Here is a 17685-nt window from a genome sequence, read left to right as displayed (position 1 = left end):
GTAAGTCCTGTAAAACGATGGTTTTCAAGAAGCAAGGCTGCGTCGGCGCAAGCGGTCAGCGACCCAGATCAGCACCGCAATGAACGCAAACAAACAAGTCGATACCGACGCGATGACCGGCGAAATCTGCATGGTGATTTCGTCCCAGAACTGCTTGGGCAAGGTCGTGCTCAAGCCGCCCGACGAGAACAGCGCGATGGTGAGTTCATCGAAGGACGTGGCGAACGCGAACAGGAACGACGACATCAAGCCCGCGCCGAGGATCGGGAAGGTGACGCGGCGCAACGTGGCCCACGGACGCGCCCCCATGCTTTGTGCAGCGAGGTCGAGGCGGGTGTCGTAGTTGCGCAGCACGGCCATCATGGTGATCACCACATAAGGCACGGCGACGACCGTATGCGCCAGCACGAGCCCATACGCCGAACCGATCAGCCCGATCTTCGCGAAGAAATAGAACACGCCGACTGCGATGATCATGCGCGGCACGACGATGGGCGCGAGCACGAACGCAAGCATTGCGGCCTTGCCTTTCATGCCGCCGCGCACGAGCAGGAAGGCGGCGGGCGTGCCGATCAGCATCGAGAGAATGCCGGTGCCGATACCCACGAGCATTGAACGCGTGATGGCCTGCATCCATAGCGGCGAATCCGCGATCTGCCGATACCACTGCAACGAGAATCCATGCGGGGGCCATGCGAGACCGGAAGCGGAATCGAAGGAAAGCGGGATCATCAGGAACGCGGGCGCGCTCAGGACCACCAGCAGCAGGATCACGACTACACGCAGACTGAGGCTTGCGCCAACAGTTGCGCGTCTGCGGCGTTTCGGAAGCAGGCCGATGACAAAGTCGGTCGCGTTGCCGAGCGTCGTCAGGATGAAATCGCCGAGCTTGCGGCCGAATCCGCTGCCGTGTTTCGGGCCGCGTGCGGAGGAGCCGCCCGCCATTGTCGAGAGTCCGACCATGCGGTCGTAGATGAGGAACACGATCAGCACGACCGCCAGCAGCAACACGGAGATCGCGCCCGCGAACCCCCAGTTCAACGCCTGCATCACCTGGTCGATGATCAATTGCGTGATCATCGTCTGATGCCGTCCGCCGAGCAGCGTAGGCGTAATGAAAAAGCCGATGGCGGTCACGAAAACCATCAACGCGCCCGCTGCAACGCCCGGCAGCGACAACGGGAAATACACCTTCCAGAACACGGTTCCCGGACGAGCGCCGAGTGTGGCTGCGGCGCTCGGCAAACGCCGGTCGATGTTCTCCATGACCGACAACATGGTCAGCACCGCGAGCGGCATCAGCGCATGAACCATACCGACGATCACAGCGGAAAAGTTGTAAAGCAGATTCAACGGCCGGTCGATGATCCCCAGTCCCATCAGCACCTGATTGATCACGCCATTGCGCCCGAGCAGCACGACCCACGCAAATGTGCGCACGAGAAAGCTGGTCCAGAAGGAAAGCAGGACCCAGAAGAGAAGGCGGTTCTTGCGCTCCCGCGTCAGCGATGAAATCAGATACGCGATCGGATATCCGGTGAGCACGGAAAAGAACGTCGTCCAAAGGGAGACCTTCAGCGTGATCAGCAACACATCCACATAGACCGACGATGCAAACAGCCGCTTGTATTCCACGAGCGTGAAACCGGTGCCGTTATGCACGCTCAACAGCAGCAGTTGCCCGACGGGGTAGACCAGCATCACGAGCAGCAGGATCACGATCGGCGCACTCATCGCACCGGGGCGCAGCCATGCGCGCCATCGTGCGGGACGCTGCGGCAGTGCGTCGGGACGGGCCTGTTCGGCAATCAGGGCGGAGCGATTCATTTTTTTACCCCGCTATCGCGACAGCGTCCGCAGTCAGCCACGAAAGCCCGAGCGTCTGCCCGATTTCGTACTGGCTGCCGAGCCGGTTGGTCGGAAATGCGGCGACGAGCGGCGGTGCATCGGTGACATGCGACTGCAGATAAAGCTTGGTCATGCTGCCGGTCACCATGATGTCGGTGAGTTTCGCCGACAAGGTGCCGCCGTTGATGAACCCTGCCGGCGGTCCATCGTGGATCTGCAGGTTTTGCGGACGGAGCATCAGCTTCACGGACTTGCCGTCGCGGATCACGGCGTCGTACGCCATCGCGTTCACATTCGCGCCCCCTTGCACGCTGATCCGGACTTCGTCGCCCGTGCGGCCGGTCACGACTGCATCGAGCAGATTCGATTCACCCAGGAAGTCCGCCACGAACACGCTCTTCGGCCGGAAATACAGATCCGCCGGCGAGCCAAGTTGCGCGATCGATCCCGCGTTCATCAGGCAGATGCGATCGGACATGGTCATCGCTTCTTCCTGGTCGTGCGTGACGTACACAATCGTCGTTCCCAGATCGCGATGAATCCGCTTGATCTCAAGTTGCATCTGGTCGCGCAATTTCTTGTCGAGTGCGCCGAGCGGTTCGTCCATCAGGATGATCGACGGCCTGTACACCATGCAGCGCGCAAGCGCGATCCGCTGCTGCTGGCCGCCCGACAATTCGCGCGGATACCTTCCTGCGACATGCGGCAGGTGCACCATCTCCAGCGCCTGCATGACCTTCTCGCGCGTGGCCTTTGCATCGGTCTTGCGCATCTGCAACGGGAACGCGACGTTTTCCGCGACCGTCATGTGCGGGAACAGCGCGTAGTTCTGAAACACCATGCCGATGTCCCGTTCATACGGCGCGCCATATGTCACATCGACGCCGTTGATGCGCACCTGGCCATCGTCCGGTTGCGACAAACCGGCAATAAGACTCAGCAACGTGGTCTTGCCCGAACCGCTCGGTCCGAGCAGGGTCAAAAATTCGCCCTGGGCGACGTCGAGATCGATGGGAGCGAGCGCCACGAAGTCACCGTAGCGCTTGCAGAGTCCCGTGATTTGAAGGTTCGAGGCAGACATGGTGATGGCATCCCTTGCTATGAAACGCGGTGACTGAAACGAGGCTCAGGTCAAGATCCAGCTATTGAACTTTTCGAGCGCGACGCTTTGCTTTTCCTGCCAGAATTTCGCATCGATATGCAGGCCGTTCTTCATGTTTTCCGGGAACGTCGGGCAATTCTTCGCGATCTCCGGCTTGATGAAGTTGAACGCTTCGGGCTGCGTGACACCGGCAGGGAAGTACTCGACGAGCGCGGCCTGGCGCTTCGGATCGGACGCGAACTTGATGAACTCGCGGCAGGCTGCGGCGTTCGGCGTGCCCTTGAGGATCGACCAGTTGTCGCAGCCCCAGATGTTCTGGTTCCACACGATCGCCACGGGCGCGCCATTTGCAATGGCCGATTGCGCCCGCGATACCCATGTGCTGATCATGTCGACTTCACCCGAACCGAGCATCTGTTCGACTTGCGAGCCTGTCGTCCACCACACGTCCACATGCTTGGAGATCCTGTCGAGACTCGCGATGCCCTTATCGAAATTGACCGGATACACCTGCGATGCCGGCACGCCGCCGCCCATCAGCGCTTCTTCGAAGGTATCGAACGGATATTTACGCAGGCCGCGACGGCCCGGAAAGTCCTTCACGTTCCACATGTCGGCCCAGGACGCCGGGGCCTTGCGTCCCTTGAACGCATCCGTGCGATACGCAAGCACGGTCGTATAGACGTTCGTGCCGACCCCATACGGCGACATGTATTGCGAGGGAATCTTGGCGATCATCGGGTCCGCTTCCAGACCGTGCTTCTCCAGATATTCCTTGCCGCCGCCCGTAAGCAACAGGATTGCCGGCTGGCTGATCTTCGCCATGTCCCACGTGTAGCTGCCGGTCTCGACCATGCTCTTGATCTGCGCGGTCGGTTCAGCGTTGGCCTGCACGCCGACGACTTCAATGCCGGTCTTTTCCGTAAATGGCTTGTAGAAAACGGCGCCATACGCTTTGGTGTAGATGCCGCCGTCGTCACGAATCACGATCCGTTTGCTCGCCGCGCGCGACGGCGTCCAGACGAACGGGAACGCGACCGCAGCCGCACCGGCGGCGGCAGTCTTGATGACCGTGCGGCGGCCGGAATTTTGAATCGCTTGAATCTCATCGCGTGCGGGCTGCTTTTTCATGTCGGCTCCAAGTGTGGATAAAAACAGAAACGCCAGGGGTGCGGATGTCCGGGCTTCTTTGTTGGCGGCCCGGATCAGGTTGGGTCGCTCAGGGAATCAAGCGTCCCGGATTGAAAAGATTCTGCGGATCGAGCGCGGTCTTCACGGCGCGCATCAGACCCAGTTCCGCCGATGACTTGTAGTGCGCCATCTCGGGCAATGCGGTTTGCCCGACGCCATGCTCGGCGCTGAAGGTGCCGTGCAGTTCGTGCGCGACATCGTTCACGCAGCGGCGCATGGCGTTGGCCATCGACGTGGGATCGGGCAGTTCGCGCCAGGCATCGAAGGTGAAGAAGGGAATGAAATGCGCGTTGCCGTCGCCGAGATGGGCGACCACGAGAACGTCGAGCGCCGGGACGATTTGATGCACTGCAGCCGTCGCCCGTTCTATAAACACCGGTACCGCCGAAACCGGCACCGCACAATCCGTCGTGAGGCCCACGCCGCCCTTCTTGTTCGCCTCGGACACGCTGTGGCGAATCTCCCAGAGCGTCGCGCGCTGCGTCTCGTTACTGGCGAGGATTGCGTCGTGGATCAGGCCCTGTTCGGCAGCATGTTCGAGCGTTTGCTGGAGCAGGGCGGCCATTTCGTCGCCGCCGCCGGTATCGGCGAGTTCGACGAGCACATGCCACTCGTGCAGTTCGCTAAGAGGATTGCGCCGCCCCGGCACATGTTCGATAACCAGTTCCAACTGGCGCCGGTTGATCATCTCGAACGCGCTCAGGCGCGATCCGCATGCGGCCTGGAACATGCCGAGAATCTGCAGCGCGGCGGCGGGATCGACCGGCGCAAACCATGCGAGCGCATGTTGCGTGGGTAGCGGATGCAGCTTGAGCGTGGCGGCCGTGATGATCCCGAGCGTGCCTTCCGTACCGATAAACAAGTGTTTCAGATCCAGGCCCGTGTTGTCCTTGCGCAAGGCGCGCAGGCCGTTCCAGATGGTGCCGTCGGCGAGGACGACTTCCAGGCCCAGCACGTTGTCGCGCGTGTTGCCGTAGCGCACGACACCCGTGCCGCCGGCGTTCGTCGACAAATTCCCTCCGATCTGGCACGAGCCTTCTGCTCCAAGGCTTACCGCGTAGAGCCGGTTTTCCGCCGCCGCCGCGTCCTGCACGGTTTTGAGCACGCAACCGGCTTCCACTTCCATCGAACCGTTGGCGGCGTCGATATGACGGATGCGCCGCATCCGCGCGAGATTGACGATGACAGGCGCCACGCCTTCGTTTCGGGGAATGGCGCCGGCGCAGAGGCTCGTATTGCCGCCTTGCGGCAGGACCGGCACGCCATGCGCGGCGCAAAGCCGGACCACTGCCGCGACCTGCGCCGTGTTCGACGGCTGCACGACCGCCGTGGCCGGTCCTTTGTACCGGCCACGCCAGTCTTCGGTGAAGGGCGCGAGGTCGGCGCCCTGGGTCAGGACCGCGTCGGCTCCGATCTCGGTTTTCAGGGCTGCGATCAACCTCGTGACGTCATTCATGTTCCAGTTCCTTGGGAAGGGCACCGGCTGTCGCTCGAATCAGCTAAAAGCCGCGTCTGAAGAGCAGGATATGAAGAAAAAAATCGCATTGAAATGCCTTTAATCGCATTGCGATTATCCTAAGCGTATTCGCCGATACAAAAATAGCGTCACGCCGATGCACTGCGGCACGATGCGCACGAAAAAGAAGGGAATTTTTTGGCCGGGGCGAATCTAACGTCGGTAGTTCGACGTCTATTCGCCGCCTTACGCATAAACAAACGGGGCGTGATCAAGGCTTCCCGAACCCGCCGCAGTCTCTGCTACAGCCTTGATTCGGCTCAATTCGTCCGCAAATGAGTTCGTACCCGGAAAATGTTGTTGTTTCGCAGCGTATGGATGCCGCAAACGTTCGTTAATTGCCTCTTGACGCACCTGCAGCAATCAAGTTGCTATAGACTGTACGACCCGCGCGAATACTGCGCTTGTTAGCGCTCCCCGCCTCCAAACTGATTCAGCTTGCTCGAATCAACGCATTTGATTAGTTCAACCCGAGGTGACGATCCTGTCGGTCTTCACGGTATTGCGCGTGTCTGACCGCCTTGTGCACCGGTTTGCTTTTCTCAGAGCAAGGCTATCGAGGAAATGTATGACAAGTTTTGATCCAACCGAATCTAACGCCGGAAACGGCGTTCCTGCCAAAAAAACGAAGGCCCGCCGTGGGTCCGCGGACAAGATGTCGCGTCCCATGGACGAAAGCGCTGTTTCGCCCGAGCAGGCCGATGAGCGTCAGAAGCAGATGCGCGCGCTGATCCAGCTCGGCAAGCAGCAGGGCTACCTGACGCACGCGGAGATCAACGACCACTTGCCCGGTAACTTTGCGCAGACGTCGGCTATCGAAACCATCGTCAGTACGTTCCGCGACATGGGCGTGGCCGTCTATGAAGAAGCGCCGGACTCCGAGACGCTGCTGCTCAACGACTCCACGCCGACCGCTGTATCGGACGAACAATCCGACGAAGAAGCCGAAGTCACGCTCGCGACCGTGGACTCGGAATTCGGCCGCACCACCGACCCCGTGCGTATGTACATGCGCGAAATGGGCAGCACCGAGTTGCTGACCCGTGCGGGCGAGATCGAGATTGCGAAGCGCATTGAAGACGGCCTTGGCGAAATGATCAAGGCGGCGTTCGCTTGCCCGTCGACGGTTGTCACGTTGCTCACGACCGTGGACAAGGTCGTGGCGGGTGAATTGCGCATCGACGAACTCGTCGATGGTTTCAAGGACGTGAGCACGCTCGACGACGCAGTCGTCGACGACTCGGACGCGGAAATCGATGAAGCCGAACTCGCGTCGGAAAGCGACGACGAAGAAGGCGAAACCGACGACGAACAAGCCACGCGCGCGAACGCCACGCGTCTCAAGCACTTGCTGCGCGATTGCCTGCCGATTTTCGTGAATGTGCGCGATCAGTTCGACGCATTCCACGCGGCTTACAGCGCAGACGATTCGCGTACGGGCGACTGGCCAACCGTGCAGGAACACATCCAGAACGAACTGGCCACCGTGCGTTTTACCGCCCGGACCATCGACCGGTTGTGCGCTGAGGTTCATGAGCAGGTCGAGCATGTTCGCGCCATCGAGCGTCGTATCCTGAAGATCGCGGTCGACCTCGCCGGCATGCCGCGCGAGAAGTTTGTCGAAGTGTTCCCGGGTCACGAGACGGATCTCGAGTGGACCATGCGTCATGCTGCGGCATCGACTTCATACGGCAAGGCGCTCGAGCGCGCGCTGCCGGCCATCCAGGCCGAACAGCAAAAGCTGATCGAAATCGAAGCGCAATTGATGCTGCCGCTTTCGCAACTGAAGGCGTTGAACAAGCAGATGACGTCCGCCGAGCACAAGATGCGTCAGGCAAAGCGCGAGATGACCGAAGCGAATCTGCGTCTGGTGATCTCGATTGCAAAGAAATACGTGAACCGCGGCATGCATTTCCTGGATTTGATCCAGGAAGGCAATATCGGCTTGATGAAAGCTGTGGACAAGTTCGAATACCGGCGCGGCTGGAAGTTCTCGACGTACGCCACGTGGTGGGTTCGCCAGGCTGTGACGCGCTCGCTCGCCGACCAGGGCCGGACCATCCGTGTGCCGGTGCACATGATCGAGACTATCAACAAGCTGAACCGTGTATCGCGCGAAATCCTGCAGCAGACGGGTCAGGAAGCGCATCCGTCGGTGCTGGCCGTGCGTCTCGACTTGTCGGAGGAGAAGGTTCGCAGCATCCTGAAGATTGCACGTCAGCCGGTTTCGCTGGAAACGCCTTTGGGCGAAGACGGCGACACTACGCTGGGTGACATGGTGGAAGATTCGGCGACCGAGTCGCCAGCTGATGCCGCCATGCATGCCGACATGCGTCTCGCGATCAAGGACGCACTCGACTCACTGTCGCCGCGTGAGGCGAAGGTGCTGAGAATGCGTTTTGGCATCGACACGGTTTCCGACCATACGCTGGAAGAAGTCGGCAAGCAGTTCGATGTGACGCGCGAGCGGATTCGCCAGATCGAAAGCAAGGCAATGCGCAAGCTCGTGCATCCGAGCCGTTCGGAGAAGCTGAGGTCGTTCCTCGCGCATTGAGGTTTGCAGGCGTCCGGAGGCTGGGCGCTGCTGTTGTAGATCACCGCAATTGGTCGGTCCGGTTTTTGGGCCAGCCAGTTGCGGTTTTTTTTTGCTCTTCCCGGGCTGCAGCAGAGGGCGTTGGCGCTTCAACATGCAAAGGCCGTAGGTACATTCCATGCGGTGCTTTTCTCGACACAATTGACCACAGTGATGCCACGCACGGTCGCTATTAGTGTTAAAAGATCGACGAGACTTGATGTGCAAGGTCCGAACAGTCGTAATCCTTTATAGATCCAGACACACGGTTTTCAACCGCCCTAGTGCCCTCACCTGGAAGAAAGGCCTATGTCAGCTTCTCTCGCAGAGCCATCGGCGAAAACCGTTCAAGCGGCGCCCACCCTCATGCTCGGCGCGATCGGCGTCGTGTTCGGCGATATCGGCACGAGCCCGCTTTACACGCTTCGCGAGTGTCTCAAAGCCGCCGGCGGCGCGTCCCAGCCCAACGTGTTTGGCATCGTGTCGCTGATTCTCTGGTCCATTCTGATCGTCGTCACGTTGAAATATGTCAGCTTCGTCATGCGCGCAGGAAATGACGGCGAGGGTGGGATTCTTGCGCTTACGGCGCTGGCATCGGGCGTCGCGCCTCATCGATTGCGTAACGTCTTGCTCACGCTTGGCGTATTCGGCGCGGCCATGTTCTACGGCGATTCGATGATCACACCCGCCATTTCGGTGATATCGGCGGTGGAGGGCGTGACACTCGTCGATGCCGATCTGACCAAATGGATCGTGCCGATCTCGCTCGTGATTCTCACGGCGCTCTTCGCGATCCAGAAGCACGGCACGAGCGCCGTCGGGAAAGTGTTCGGACCGATCATGGTCGTCTGGTTCCTGACGCTGGCCGCGCTGGGGCTGTCGCACATCGTTCAGTACCCGGTCATTCTCGAGGCGGCTTCACCCACGTTCGCAATCGGCTTCGTGTTGCATAACCCGACAACTGCGTTCGTGGTGCTCGGCTCGGTGTTCCTGGCGCTTACCGGCGGTGAGGCGCTCTACGCGGACATGGGGCACTTCGGCAAGAAGCCGATCCGGCTCGCCTGGGTGTTTGTCGTGTGGCCAAGTCTCGTGCTGAATTACTTCGGACAGGGTGCGCTCGTGCTGATGCATCCCTCGACGCTCAAGCAGCCGTTCTTCGAATCCGCGCCCGGTTGGGGGCTCGTGCCGTTGGTGATTCTAGCGACGGCGGCAACGATCATCGCGTCACAAGCGGTTATCTCGGGCGCATTTTCCATGACCAAGCAAGCCGTGCAACTGGGCTTCCTGCCGCGCATTCCGATCGTCCATACATCGACGCACGAGATCGGCCAGGTCTACGTGCCGTTCATCAATCTCTCGTTGTTCGCGGCAGTCGTGTTCCTGGTCGTGTTCTTCAAATCCTCCGATAACCTCGCGTCCGCGTACGGCATTGCGGTGGCATCGACCATGTTGCTCACGACCTTGCTGATGTATTTCATCACGCACTGTCTCTGGCACTGGAAGCCGATTGCGACCGCGCTTGTCATCGGGCCCTTTGCGCTGGTCGATGCGGTGTTCGTATCGAGTAACGTGAGCAAGGTGCTCGACGGCGGCTGGTTTCCGCTGCTCGCGGGCGCTGGGCTTTTCACCGTGATGACGACCTGGCACAAGGGCCGCCAGACGCTTATCGACCGGATGAAGGCCGAGAACCTGCCGCTCAAGGACATCATTCCTTCACTTTGCCGCAGCAGCCATCCGCCGGCGCGCGTGGAGGGGACCGCTGTATTCCCGGGCGGCGTTGCGGGCATGACACCGACAGCGTTCATGCATAACCTGAAGCACAACCGCGTGCTTCACAAGACCAACATCTTTCTTGCGGGCACCACCGATAACGTGCCGCACGTAAGGGACGCGGACAAGGCGATGGTCGAGGATCTGGGCGACGGATGTTATGCAGTTGTCGTGCGCCATGGTTTCATGGAGATACCCGATGTTCCGGCGTTGTTGCTGCTGATCCAGAAGCAGATACCGGACTGGACCTACGAGGCCGCCGATACCTCGTTCTTCCTCGCGCGAGACACCATCCGCGCAACGGGAGAAAGCAAGGCGATGGCGCTGTGGCGCGACAAGCTGTTCGCGTTCCTCGGACGCAACGCGGCGCAAGCCGCCGAGTACTACAGCTTGCCGCCCAACCGCGTGGTCGAGATGGGCGGCCAGATCAATCTGTAGGCGAGGGCGGAAACGGCTCGCACGTTGCAAAGCGGAAAGCGCGATGGATCTGGAAAGTCCCATCGCGCTTTTATTTGCCGGGCAGCAAGACGCCGCCCCTAGAGCCTGCCTGTCAGAAGTCCAATGCCGCCGTCAGGTCGCCCATCGGTTTGCCGCCGGCCGCGACCATCGCGGCATCGCGCGCCGTGAGGCCCGGCAACTTCGGCAACGAATAACGCGCCGTTATCAGACGCAGGATCGACGTCGTATCGTATTGCGTATGATCGACGAAACCCTTTTTAGCGAACGGCGAAATCACGAGCGCCGGAATGCGCGTGCCCGGTCCCCAGCGGTCACCCTTCGGCGGCGAGACGTGATCCCAGAAGCCACCGTTTTCATCGTAGGTCACGACCACGATCATGTTCTTCCACTGCGGGCTCGCCTGCAGATGCTGGATCACGTTCGCAATGTGCGCGTCGCCGGACGCCACGTCCGTATAACCCGCGTGTTCGTTCAAGTTGCCTTGCGGCTTGTAGAACGCGACGGATGGCAGCGTGCCGGTATCGATTGCCTTGATGAACTCCGTGCCGTCCGTGCCGCCATCGAGCAGATGCTGCGTACGGTTGGCCGTGCCCGGCGCTAGGTCGGCGAAGTAGTTGAACGGCTGATGGTGCGTCTGGAAGTTCGGCACCGAATTCGTCGAGCCGCTGATCTTCGTGCGATCGGCCAGCGCCGCGCCCCACGAACCGCCGTACCACGCCCACGATACGTTCGCCGTGTTCAACAGATCGCCGATATGCGTCTGCGTTTGCGGCGGCAGCGTGGTCGCGACCGTCGGGTCGGCGAGCGTTGCATCGCCGCCGGTTGGCGGCGTGTTGCCGCTTGGCTGATACGGCGGCTGCATGGTGTTGATGGCGAAGAAGTCGGGCGTCAGGTTGCCCGAGTTCACGAACTTCGGAATGCCCGCGATCGCCGATGCCGGCGAAGCCGCCGTCACCTTCAACGACACACCATCTGCATTCACCGATGAAATCGACCCCGCCGCCACGCTCTTGTCCGCGTTCGGATAGATCGGCGTGCACGCGCAGACGAGCCACTGGTGGTTCAGGAACGAGCCGCCGAATGCGCCCATGAAGAAGTTGTCGGCGAGCGTGTATTGCTGCGCGATCTTGTAGAGCGGCAGCTTGTCGGCGTTGGTGTTGTAATGACCCATGACAAACCCGCCCGAGTCGGCCCACGCGGCGAACTTGTCGTTCTTGCCGCCGTTGATCTGCATCTGGTTTTCATAGAAACGGTGATACAGGTCGCGCGTGGTCAGCGACAACGGCGTGTTGAAACCCGCGGGGTCATCGATGGCAAACGGCGCGTTCGGCAAGTTCGCCGTCATGGCTTGCGTGACCGCGGGCGTGACGCCGGTTGCGGTCAGGCCATTCCAGATCGGCGGCAGTACCGGGAGCACGCTGCCGTCGCGATCGAGTTGCTGCGCGCTCGCGGCGGTTACCCCTTGCAGGCCATTTGCGCCCGGGAAGCTGCCATAGAGGTTGTCGAAGCTGCGGTTTTCCGCGTAGATCACGACAATGTTCTTCACCGATGTCAGGTCGGCTTTCTTGTCGTCATTGCCGCCGCATGCGTACAGGCCGATTGCGATCGACGCCGTGAGGGGCACGGCGAGGACGAGTTTCTTGTTCATCGATAGGTCTCGGTCGTTGGGGAACCGGCGAAATGCACGTGTAAGTTTGCCGGTGCCGCAGTGTCCCAACTGGATTTGACAGGAACATTTAATATTGCTTTCATCAAGTAAGAATGTGTCAGGTTTCAGCGGAAATAACGAAGGGCATTTGTCATGTCACGCAAATGACATGCGATCGTCATACGCTTCGGTTTCTCTCTGAAGCCTTGTTCACATGCCATCCATCGTTTCGTTGTCGCTGTCTCTTGCCGCCTTGTGTGTCTCCGCGATCGTCCTCACCGGTTGCGATTCGCATGCAGCATCCGCGGCGCCGCAAGCCGGGTCTTACAGTGCAAGCGAAGCGAAATCTCGCGCACAGGTCTTCGCACAGGTGAAGCTGATGACATCGGTGGGCGAGAAGATGTTCACGGATCCTTCACTGTCGGGATCTGGCAAGCTCGCGTGTGCGTCGTGCCATAGCCCGAGCCATGCATTCGGGCCGCCGAATGGGTTGTCCGTGCAACTGGGCGGCAGCGATATGCACCGGCCGGGATTTCGCGCGGTGCCGTCGCTTCGATACCTGCAGTCCGTGCCGCAATTCACGCAGCATTTCCACGACTCGGACGACGAAGGCGACGAAAGCGTCGATGCGGGTCCGACCGGCGGGCTGACGTGGGACGGGCGCGTGGATCACGGTGCGGACCAGGCGCGCATACCGCTGACGTCATCGTTTGAGATGGGCAGCACGCCGGCGCAAGTCGTCGCGGCGGTCAAAGCCGCGCCCTATGCAGGCGAGTTCCGCGAGGCGTTCGGCGCAAATGTATTCGACAAGGACGACAAGGCATTCGATGCCATCCTGCGTTCCCTCGAAGCCTTCGAGCAGACGCCGCAGAAGTTCTATCCGTACACGAGCAAATTCGATGCGTTCCTTGCGGGCAAGTCGAAACTGAACGAAGCGGAGTTGCGCGGGCTGGAGCTCTTCAACGACGAAAAGAAAGGCAATTGCGCCGCGTGTCACATCAGCCAGCGCGCGAAAGACGGGTCGCCGCCGCAGTTCAGCGACTTCGGTCTGATTGCAGTTGGCGTGCCGCGCAATCGCGCGTTGCCAATCAACCGCGACCCGAAATTCTTCGATCTAGGCGCGTGCGGACCGGAGCGCCACGACCTGAAGGGTCAGTCGGAATATTGCGGCATCTTCAGGACGCCGTCGTTGCGCAACGTAGCGACGCGCAAGGCGTTTTTCCACAACGGCATTTATCACTCGCTCGATGAAGTCGTGCGCTTCTATGTCCAGCGCGATACCAATCCGGAGAAGTTCTATCCGATTGCCCACGGCAAGGTGCAGAAGTTCGACGACTTGCCCAAACGCTACTGGTCGAACATCAATACGGAAGCGCCGTTCGATCGCAAGCCCGGCGATGCACCCGCGATGAACGAAGCCGAAATCAAGGACGTGGTCGCGTTCTTGAACACGCTCACCGATGGGTATGAAGCTGCCAATTGATCAAACCGCTGGCCTCAATGCATCGATAAACGCCCTGAGTTTCGCCTGCGACTGCGTGCGAACAGGAAAATAGAGGTAGAGGCCGTCGCTTGGCGGCGTGAAGGGCAAAAGCACTTGTTCCAGTTCGCCGCTCGCCAGTTCGCGGCTCACCTCGAAGTCGCCCATGTAAGCCAGCCCGAGACCCTTGCGCGCGAAGTCGCCCAGGGTACTGCGGTCGTTGACGGTCAGCTTGCTGGGTATGTCCACGATGACCTTTCGGTCGTCGACCTGGAAATCCCATCTGTGTAGCGCGCCTGATCCGCCGAAGCGATATAGGAGCCCCTCGTGGCCCACGAGATCGTGCGGCGTTTGCGGCCGTCCCGCCCTGGCGAAATAGGCGGGGCTGCCGACTATCGACCATGTGATGTCCGGCGTCAGCCGGAGCGCGACCATGTCTCTGGCGAGCGCTTCGCCCAGACGGACGCCCGCGTCGAAACCGCTTTCCACCAGATCGACGGCGGCTTCATCGAGCGTGAGATCGAGGTGGACGTCGGGATGCGTCAGCCGGAACCTTTCGATCATCGGTCCTATCAGCAGCGTGCATGCCGAGCGCGTCATGGTCACGCGCAACGTGCCGGACGCATTGTCGCGAAAGCCATTGAGCGCTTCGAAGGCGCCATCTATATCTTCCACCGCCGGACGCAGACGCTTGTAGAGCGCATCGCCCGCCTCGGTAAGGGCCACGTGGCGGGTCGTGCGCTGGAACAACGAAACGCCGTGACGCTGTTCGAGCACGCGGATCGATTTGCTGACTGCGGTCGCCGACACCTTCAGGCGCGCGCCCGCGACCGTGAAGCTCTTGTGCTCGGCGACGGCGAGAAACATCGTGACGCCGTCCAGAAGATCCTTGTCCACGTTGCCTCCATTATGAACTTGCGGTTCAAGGCGAATGTACCGCGATCCCGTTTTTCGCGGGCAATCCGGCGCGTACGATTTGGCTAATGGAAACCGGTCTACGGCATCCAATTCAATGAGGGGCAGGGAGATGACCGATCAAGCCAGCTATAAACGCGTTTGGTTCATCACGGGTGCGTCGCGTGGAATTGGCGCGGAGATCGCCGCCGCGGCGCTCGCCAATGGCGACGCCGTTGTGGCGACTGCGCGCAAGTCAAAGGCGATTTCCGAGACGTTGGGCGAACAGGCGGCCCTCTTGCCGGTCGATCTCGACGTCACCAACGAGGCCGCCGCGCACGAAGCGGTCAAGCTCGCGACGGAGCGGTTCGGGCGGATCGATGTGCTCGTGAACAACGCAGGCTACGGCCTGGCCGGCGCGGTGGAGGAAGCGAGCGCGGCGGAAGTCCGCAGCATCTACGAGACCAACGTCATGGGTTTGCTCAATGTGACACGCGCCGTCTTGCCGATCATGCGCGGCCAACGCAACGGCCACGTGATCAATATTTCGTCGCTGGGCGGCTACCAGGTCGGCGCGGGCTTCGGCGTATACGGGTCGACGAAATTCGCCGTAGAAGGTTTGTCCGAGTCGTTGCATGCAGAACTCATGCCGCTGGGGATTCACGTCACAGTCGTCGAGCCGGGGTATTTCCGCACGGAGTTCCTGGATTCATCGTCGGCGGTGGAGTCGAAGAACGTGATCGATGATTACGCCGATACCGCCGGGAAGGTCCGCGCAACCGCGAAGGCCTACAACGGCAAGCAGCCTGGCGATCCAAAGCGCCTCGCGCTTGCAATGCTGACGCTCGTCCAGGCACAAACGCCGCCGCTCAGGTTGCAAATGGGCACGGACGCCGTGGCGCGCATCCGGGAAAAGAACGCCTTCGTTGAACGCGAACTGCAGGCCTGGGAAAGTCTCGCACGGTCCACGGATTTCCCCGCCTGACGTTTGTTGGCCGCATTCCGCTCAGATAACCCCGATTTTTGCCGGAATGCACTACCATTCGAATCCTCTCTGGCGGATAGGTGGCAGATGGATCTCGACAAGATAGACCGCGCGATTCTGATCGCGTTGCAGGCCGACGGCCGGGCGACGAACGCAAGTCTCGCCGAGCGCGTCGGCTTGAGCGAAACGCCCTGCGCGCGGCGGCTCAAGCGGCTCGAAGCGGATGGGTACATAGAAGGGTATCGCGCGGTCCTGTCGCGCTCGGCGTTGGGACTCGGGCTGGTCGCCTTCGTGCAAGTGCGTTTTAGCGTGCACGACCGCAAGTTGTCGGACCGGTTCGAGCGCGAGATTCAGGCGATCCCGCGGATTGTCGCGTGTCACAACGTTTCAGGCACTGCAGATTATCTGCTGCAAGTCGTGGCCCGTGATCTCGACGATTACGGCACCTTCATGCGCGACGTACTGCGCGTGTTGCCGGGGGTATCGGCGGTTGAATCCATGCTTTCATTGCGCGAGGTGAAGCGTTATGCCGGCTTGCCGTTGCTTTAGGGGTTCGGCGCGCCGTCCGCTTTATAAAAACGCGTCAGGTCGCCCTTGAGCGCATGCAGCGATGCATCGTCGAGATAGATCATGTGGCCTGTCGGGTAATACGCGCGCTGGATGTTCGGCCGCAAGGACTTGTCCAGTCCCATGTGCGACAGGTCGTATTCGGTCTGGAAAAACGGCGTCGCGAGATCGAAATAGCCATTGAGCGACAGCACGCGAAGGCGCGGGTTCTGCCGCATCGCTGCGGCAAGGTCGCCTGCCGCGTAAGGCTGCGACAACTGCTCGCCCCATGACGCACGATGCTTCCAGTTCCACTGCGACAACGCGTTGTCGTTGAATACGCGATACGCATCCGGCGCCTCGAAATGCAGGTCCTGCACGAGATGCTGATGCATCGCGGCATCGAACGCGCTCGACACGCTGGTGACCGAAGCGTCGTAGTCGGGACGCTCGGCGGCGTCGTCATAGTCGATCCCTTCAAAGCGCGCGTCGTATCGTCCGAGACTGCGTGATTCCCCGCGCAGCAGTTGCTTGCGAAACCGCGATGGCCAGATTTCGAGCCGCGTCTCTTTCACATATTCGACGGTGAGGCCCGTATAGCCGGCGACGCGCGCCGCGATTGCATCGCGCTCGGCATCGGGCAAGGCGTCGCCTTGAGCTAAAGCTTGCGCATAGGGGCCGGCGGCGAACGCGCGGACTTCATCGAGATACGTCTGCAAGTTGGGCGGCTTCGGCATGAGCTTGTCGTGATACCACGCGATGGCGGCGTATGTGGGCAAATAGCTCACGGCTTCCAGGTCGGTGCCAGGTGCGCGCGTGGCCGAGTTGAGCACCGACGACATCAGCACCACGCCGTTCAACGCAATGTTGCTCTGGCTCAACTTGTACGCAAGCATCGCGGCGCGCGCCGTGCCATACGATTCGCCCAGCAAATACTTCGGCGAGTTCCAGCGCTGGTTGACGCTCAGGTATCGCTCGATGAAACGCTCGAACGCGCCGAGGTCTTCGTCGACGCCCCAGAACTGCTTGCCGGTTGCATGGCCCACGATGCGTGAAAAGCCCGCGCCGGGGGCATCGATGAAAACCAGATCGGTGGTATCGATCAGACTGTCCGGGTTATCCGCGAGCACGTAGGGCGCGGGCGGCGTGATGTCCGGACTCGATGTATGCGCGCGTTTCGGTCCGAACGATCCCATCAGCAGGAACATGGTGCCGGCGCCGGGTCCGCCGTTGAACAGAAAGGTGATGGGGCGCGTGGCGGCGTGCTTTGGGTCCGACGTGTACGCCACATAAAAGATGCTGGCTTCGGCCTGACCCGCGTTGTTGCGCAAGAGCAGATTGCCGGCCGTGGCGGTGTAGTCGATCTTCTTGCCGTCGAGCTTGATGGAGTGCTGCGTGACGGATTGTGCTTCGGGCGGGACGGGAATGGCGTTGTCGGGTTTGACGTCGCTCGACGGTATCGCTTTGGCGGCGCGTGTGCGTTCGGGACGAAGCGTGGTTGCCGTCGATCCCGACGCAGGCCGGGGAGTCGCCGCTTGTGCAGGCTCTTCACCCTGCACGGCGCTTGCGGCTTCCTCTTGCGCCACGGCCGCAACTAGATTGCTTGCCAGACCGATCACGATCAGGCCACGTACCAACCTGCTGAAGCGAGCGTGCATCTTTATCCCCGACATT

At 60.8% G+C, this 17685-nt stretch carries 12 protein-coding genes; 5 read left to right on the top strand and 7 right to left on the bottom strand.

Annotated features, from left to right (window positions below; all coding sequences use genetic code 11):
* Positions 1-24 precede the first annotated feature (24 nt).
* The 4 genes from AX768_RS16430 to AX768_RS16415 all read right to left on the bottom strand — a co-directional run bounded on the left by AX768_RS16430 (position 25) and on the right by AX768_RS16415 (position 5597).
* A complete protein-coding gene (locus AX768_RS16430; protein WP_082779006.1) occupies positions 25-1734 on the bottom strand; it encodes an ABC transporter permease subunit in 1710 nt (569 codons plus the stop codon).
* Positions 1735-1831: 97 nt separating this feature from the next.
* The gene (locus AX768_RS16425; protein WP_062001211.1) at positions 1832-2929 is read right to left on the bottom strand and encodes an ABC transporter ATP-binding protein; all 1098 of its coding nucleotides are present in this window, start codon (positions 2927-2929) and stop codon (positions 1832-1834) included.
* Positions 2930-2974: 45 nt separating this feature from the next.
* Positions 2975-4081, bottom strand: coding sequence for an ABC transporter substrate-binding protein (locus tag AX768_RS16420; protein ID WP_062001210.1), 1107 nt, complete (start codon positions 4079-4081; stop codon positions 2975-2977).
* A gap of 88 nt (positions 4082-4169) precedes the next feature.
* On the bottom strand, positions 4170-5597 hold the full coding sequence (locus tag AX768_RS16415; RefSeq protein ID WP_062001209.1) for an FAD-binding oxidoreductase: 1428 nt from the start codon (positions 5595-5597) through the stop codon (positions 4170-4172).
* A gap of 727 nt (positions 5598-6324) precedes the next feature.
* Here AX768_RS16415 and rpoD point away from each other — a divergent pair.
* Positions 6325-8211: an RNA polymerase sigma factor RpoD gene (gene rpoD, locus AX768_RS16410; RefSeq protein WP_086382208.1), complete on the top strand. Its 1887-nt coding sequence runs from the start codon at positions 6325-6327 to the stop codon at positions 8209-8211.
* 327 nt (positions 8212-8538) lie between these two features.
* Entirely contained in the window at positions 8539-10437 is a 1899-nt protein-coding gene (locus AX768_RS16405; RefSeq protein ID WP_062001207.1) for a potassium transporter Kup, read from the top strand.
* Positions 10438-10549: 112 nt separating this feature from the next.
* On the opposite strand, the gene AX768_RS16400 is transcribed toward AX768_RS16405, so the two are convergent.
* The gene (locus AX768_RS16400) at positions 10550-12106 is read right to left on the bottom strand and encodes an acid phosphatase (protein ID WP_062001206.1); all 1557 of its coding nucleotides are present in this window, start codon (positions 12104-12106) and stop codon (positions 10550-10552) included.
* A 214-nt stretch (positions 12107-12320) separates the two neighbouring features.
* Between AX768_RS16400 and AX768_RS16395 the strand changes: the two genes are divergently transcribed.
* A complete protein-coding gene (locus AX768_RS16395; RefSeq protein WP_062001205.1) occupies positions 12321-13589 on the top strand; it encodes a cytochrome-c peroxidase in 1269 nt (422 codons plus the stop codon).
* On the opposite strand, the gene AX768_RS16390 is transcribed toward AX768_RS16395, so the two are convergent.
* Entirely contained in the window at positions 13590-14483 is an 894-nt protein-coding gene (locus tag AX768_RS16390) for a LysR family transcriptional regulator (RefSeq protein WP_062001204.1), read from the bottom strand.
* Positions 14484-14613: 130 nt separating this feature from the next.
* On the opposite strand from AX768_RS16390, the gene AX768_RS16385 reads away from it, so the two are divergent.
* Complete coding sequence (locus AX768_RS16385; protein ID WP_062001203.1) at positions 14614-15465, top strand: oxidoreductase; 852 nt, start codon at positions 14614-14616, stop codon at positions 15463-15465.
* Positions 15466-15552: 87 nt separating this feature from the next.
* Entirely contained in the window at positions 15553-16014 is a 462-nt protein-coding gene (locus tag AX768_RS16380; RefSeq protein ID WP_062001202.1) for an Lrp/AsnC family transcriptional regulator, read from the top strand.
* Here the strand turns inward: AX768_RS16380 and AX768_RS16375 are convergent.
* Complete coding sequence (locus AX768_RS16375; RefSeq protein ID WP_062001201.1) at positions 16011-17669, bottom strand: S10 family peptidase; 1659 nt, start codon at positions 17667-17669, stop codon at positions 16011-16013. The genes AX768_RS16380 and AX768_RS16375 overlap by 4 nt on opposite strands.
* Positions 17670-17685: the final 16 nt, after the last annotated feature.

Origin of the sequence: Burkholderia sp. PAMC 28687 (genome assembly GCF_001577465.1) — a bacterium.
In the GTDB taxonomy this organism is placed as follows: Bacteria; Pseudomonadota; Gammaproteobacteria; order Burkholderiales; family Burkholderiaceae; genus Caballeronia.
This window is presented reverse-complemented; position numbering and strand designations above follow the sequence as displayed.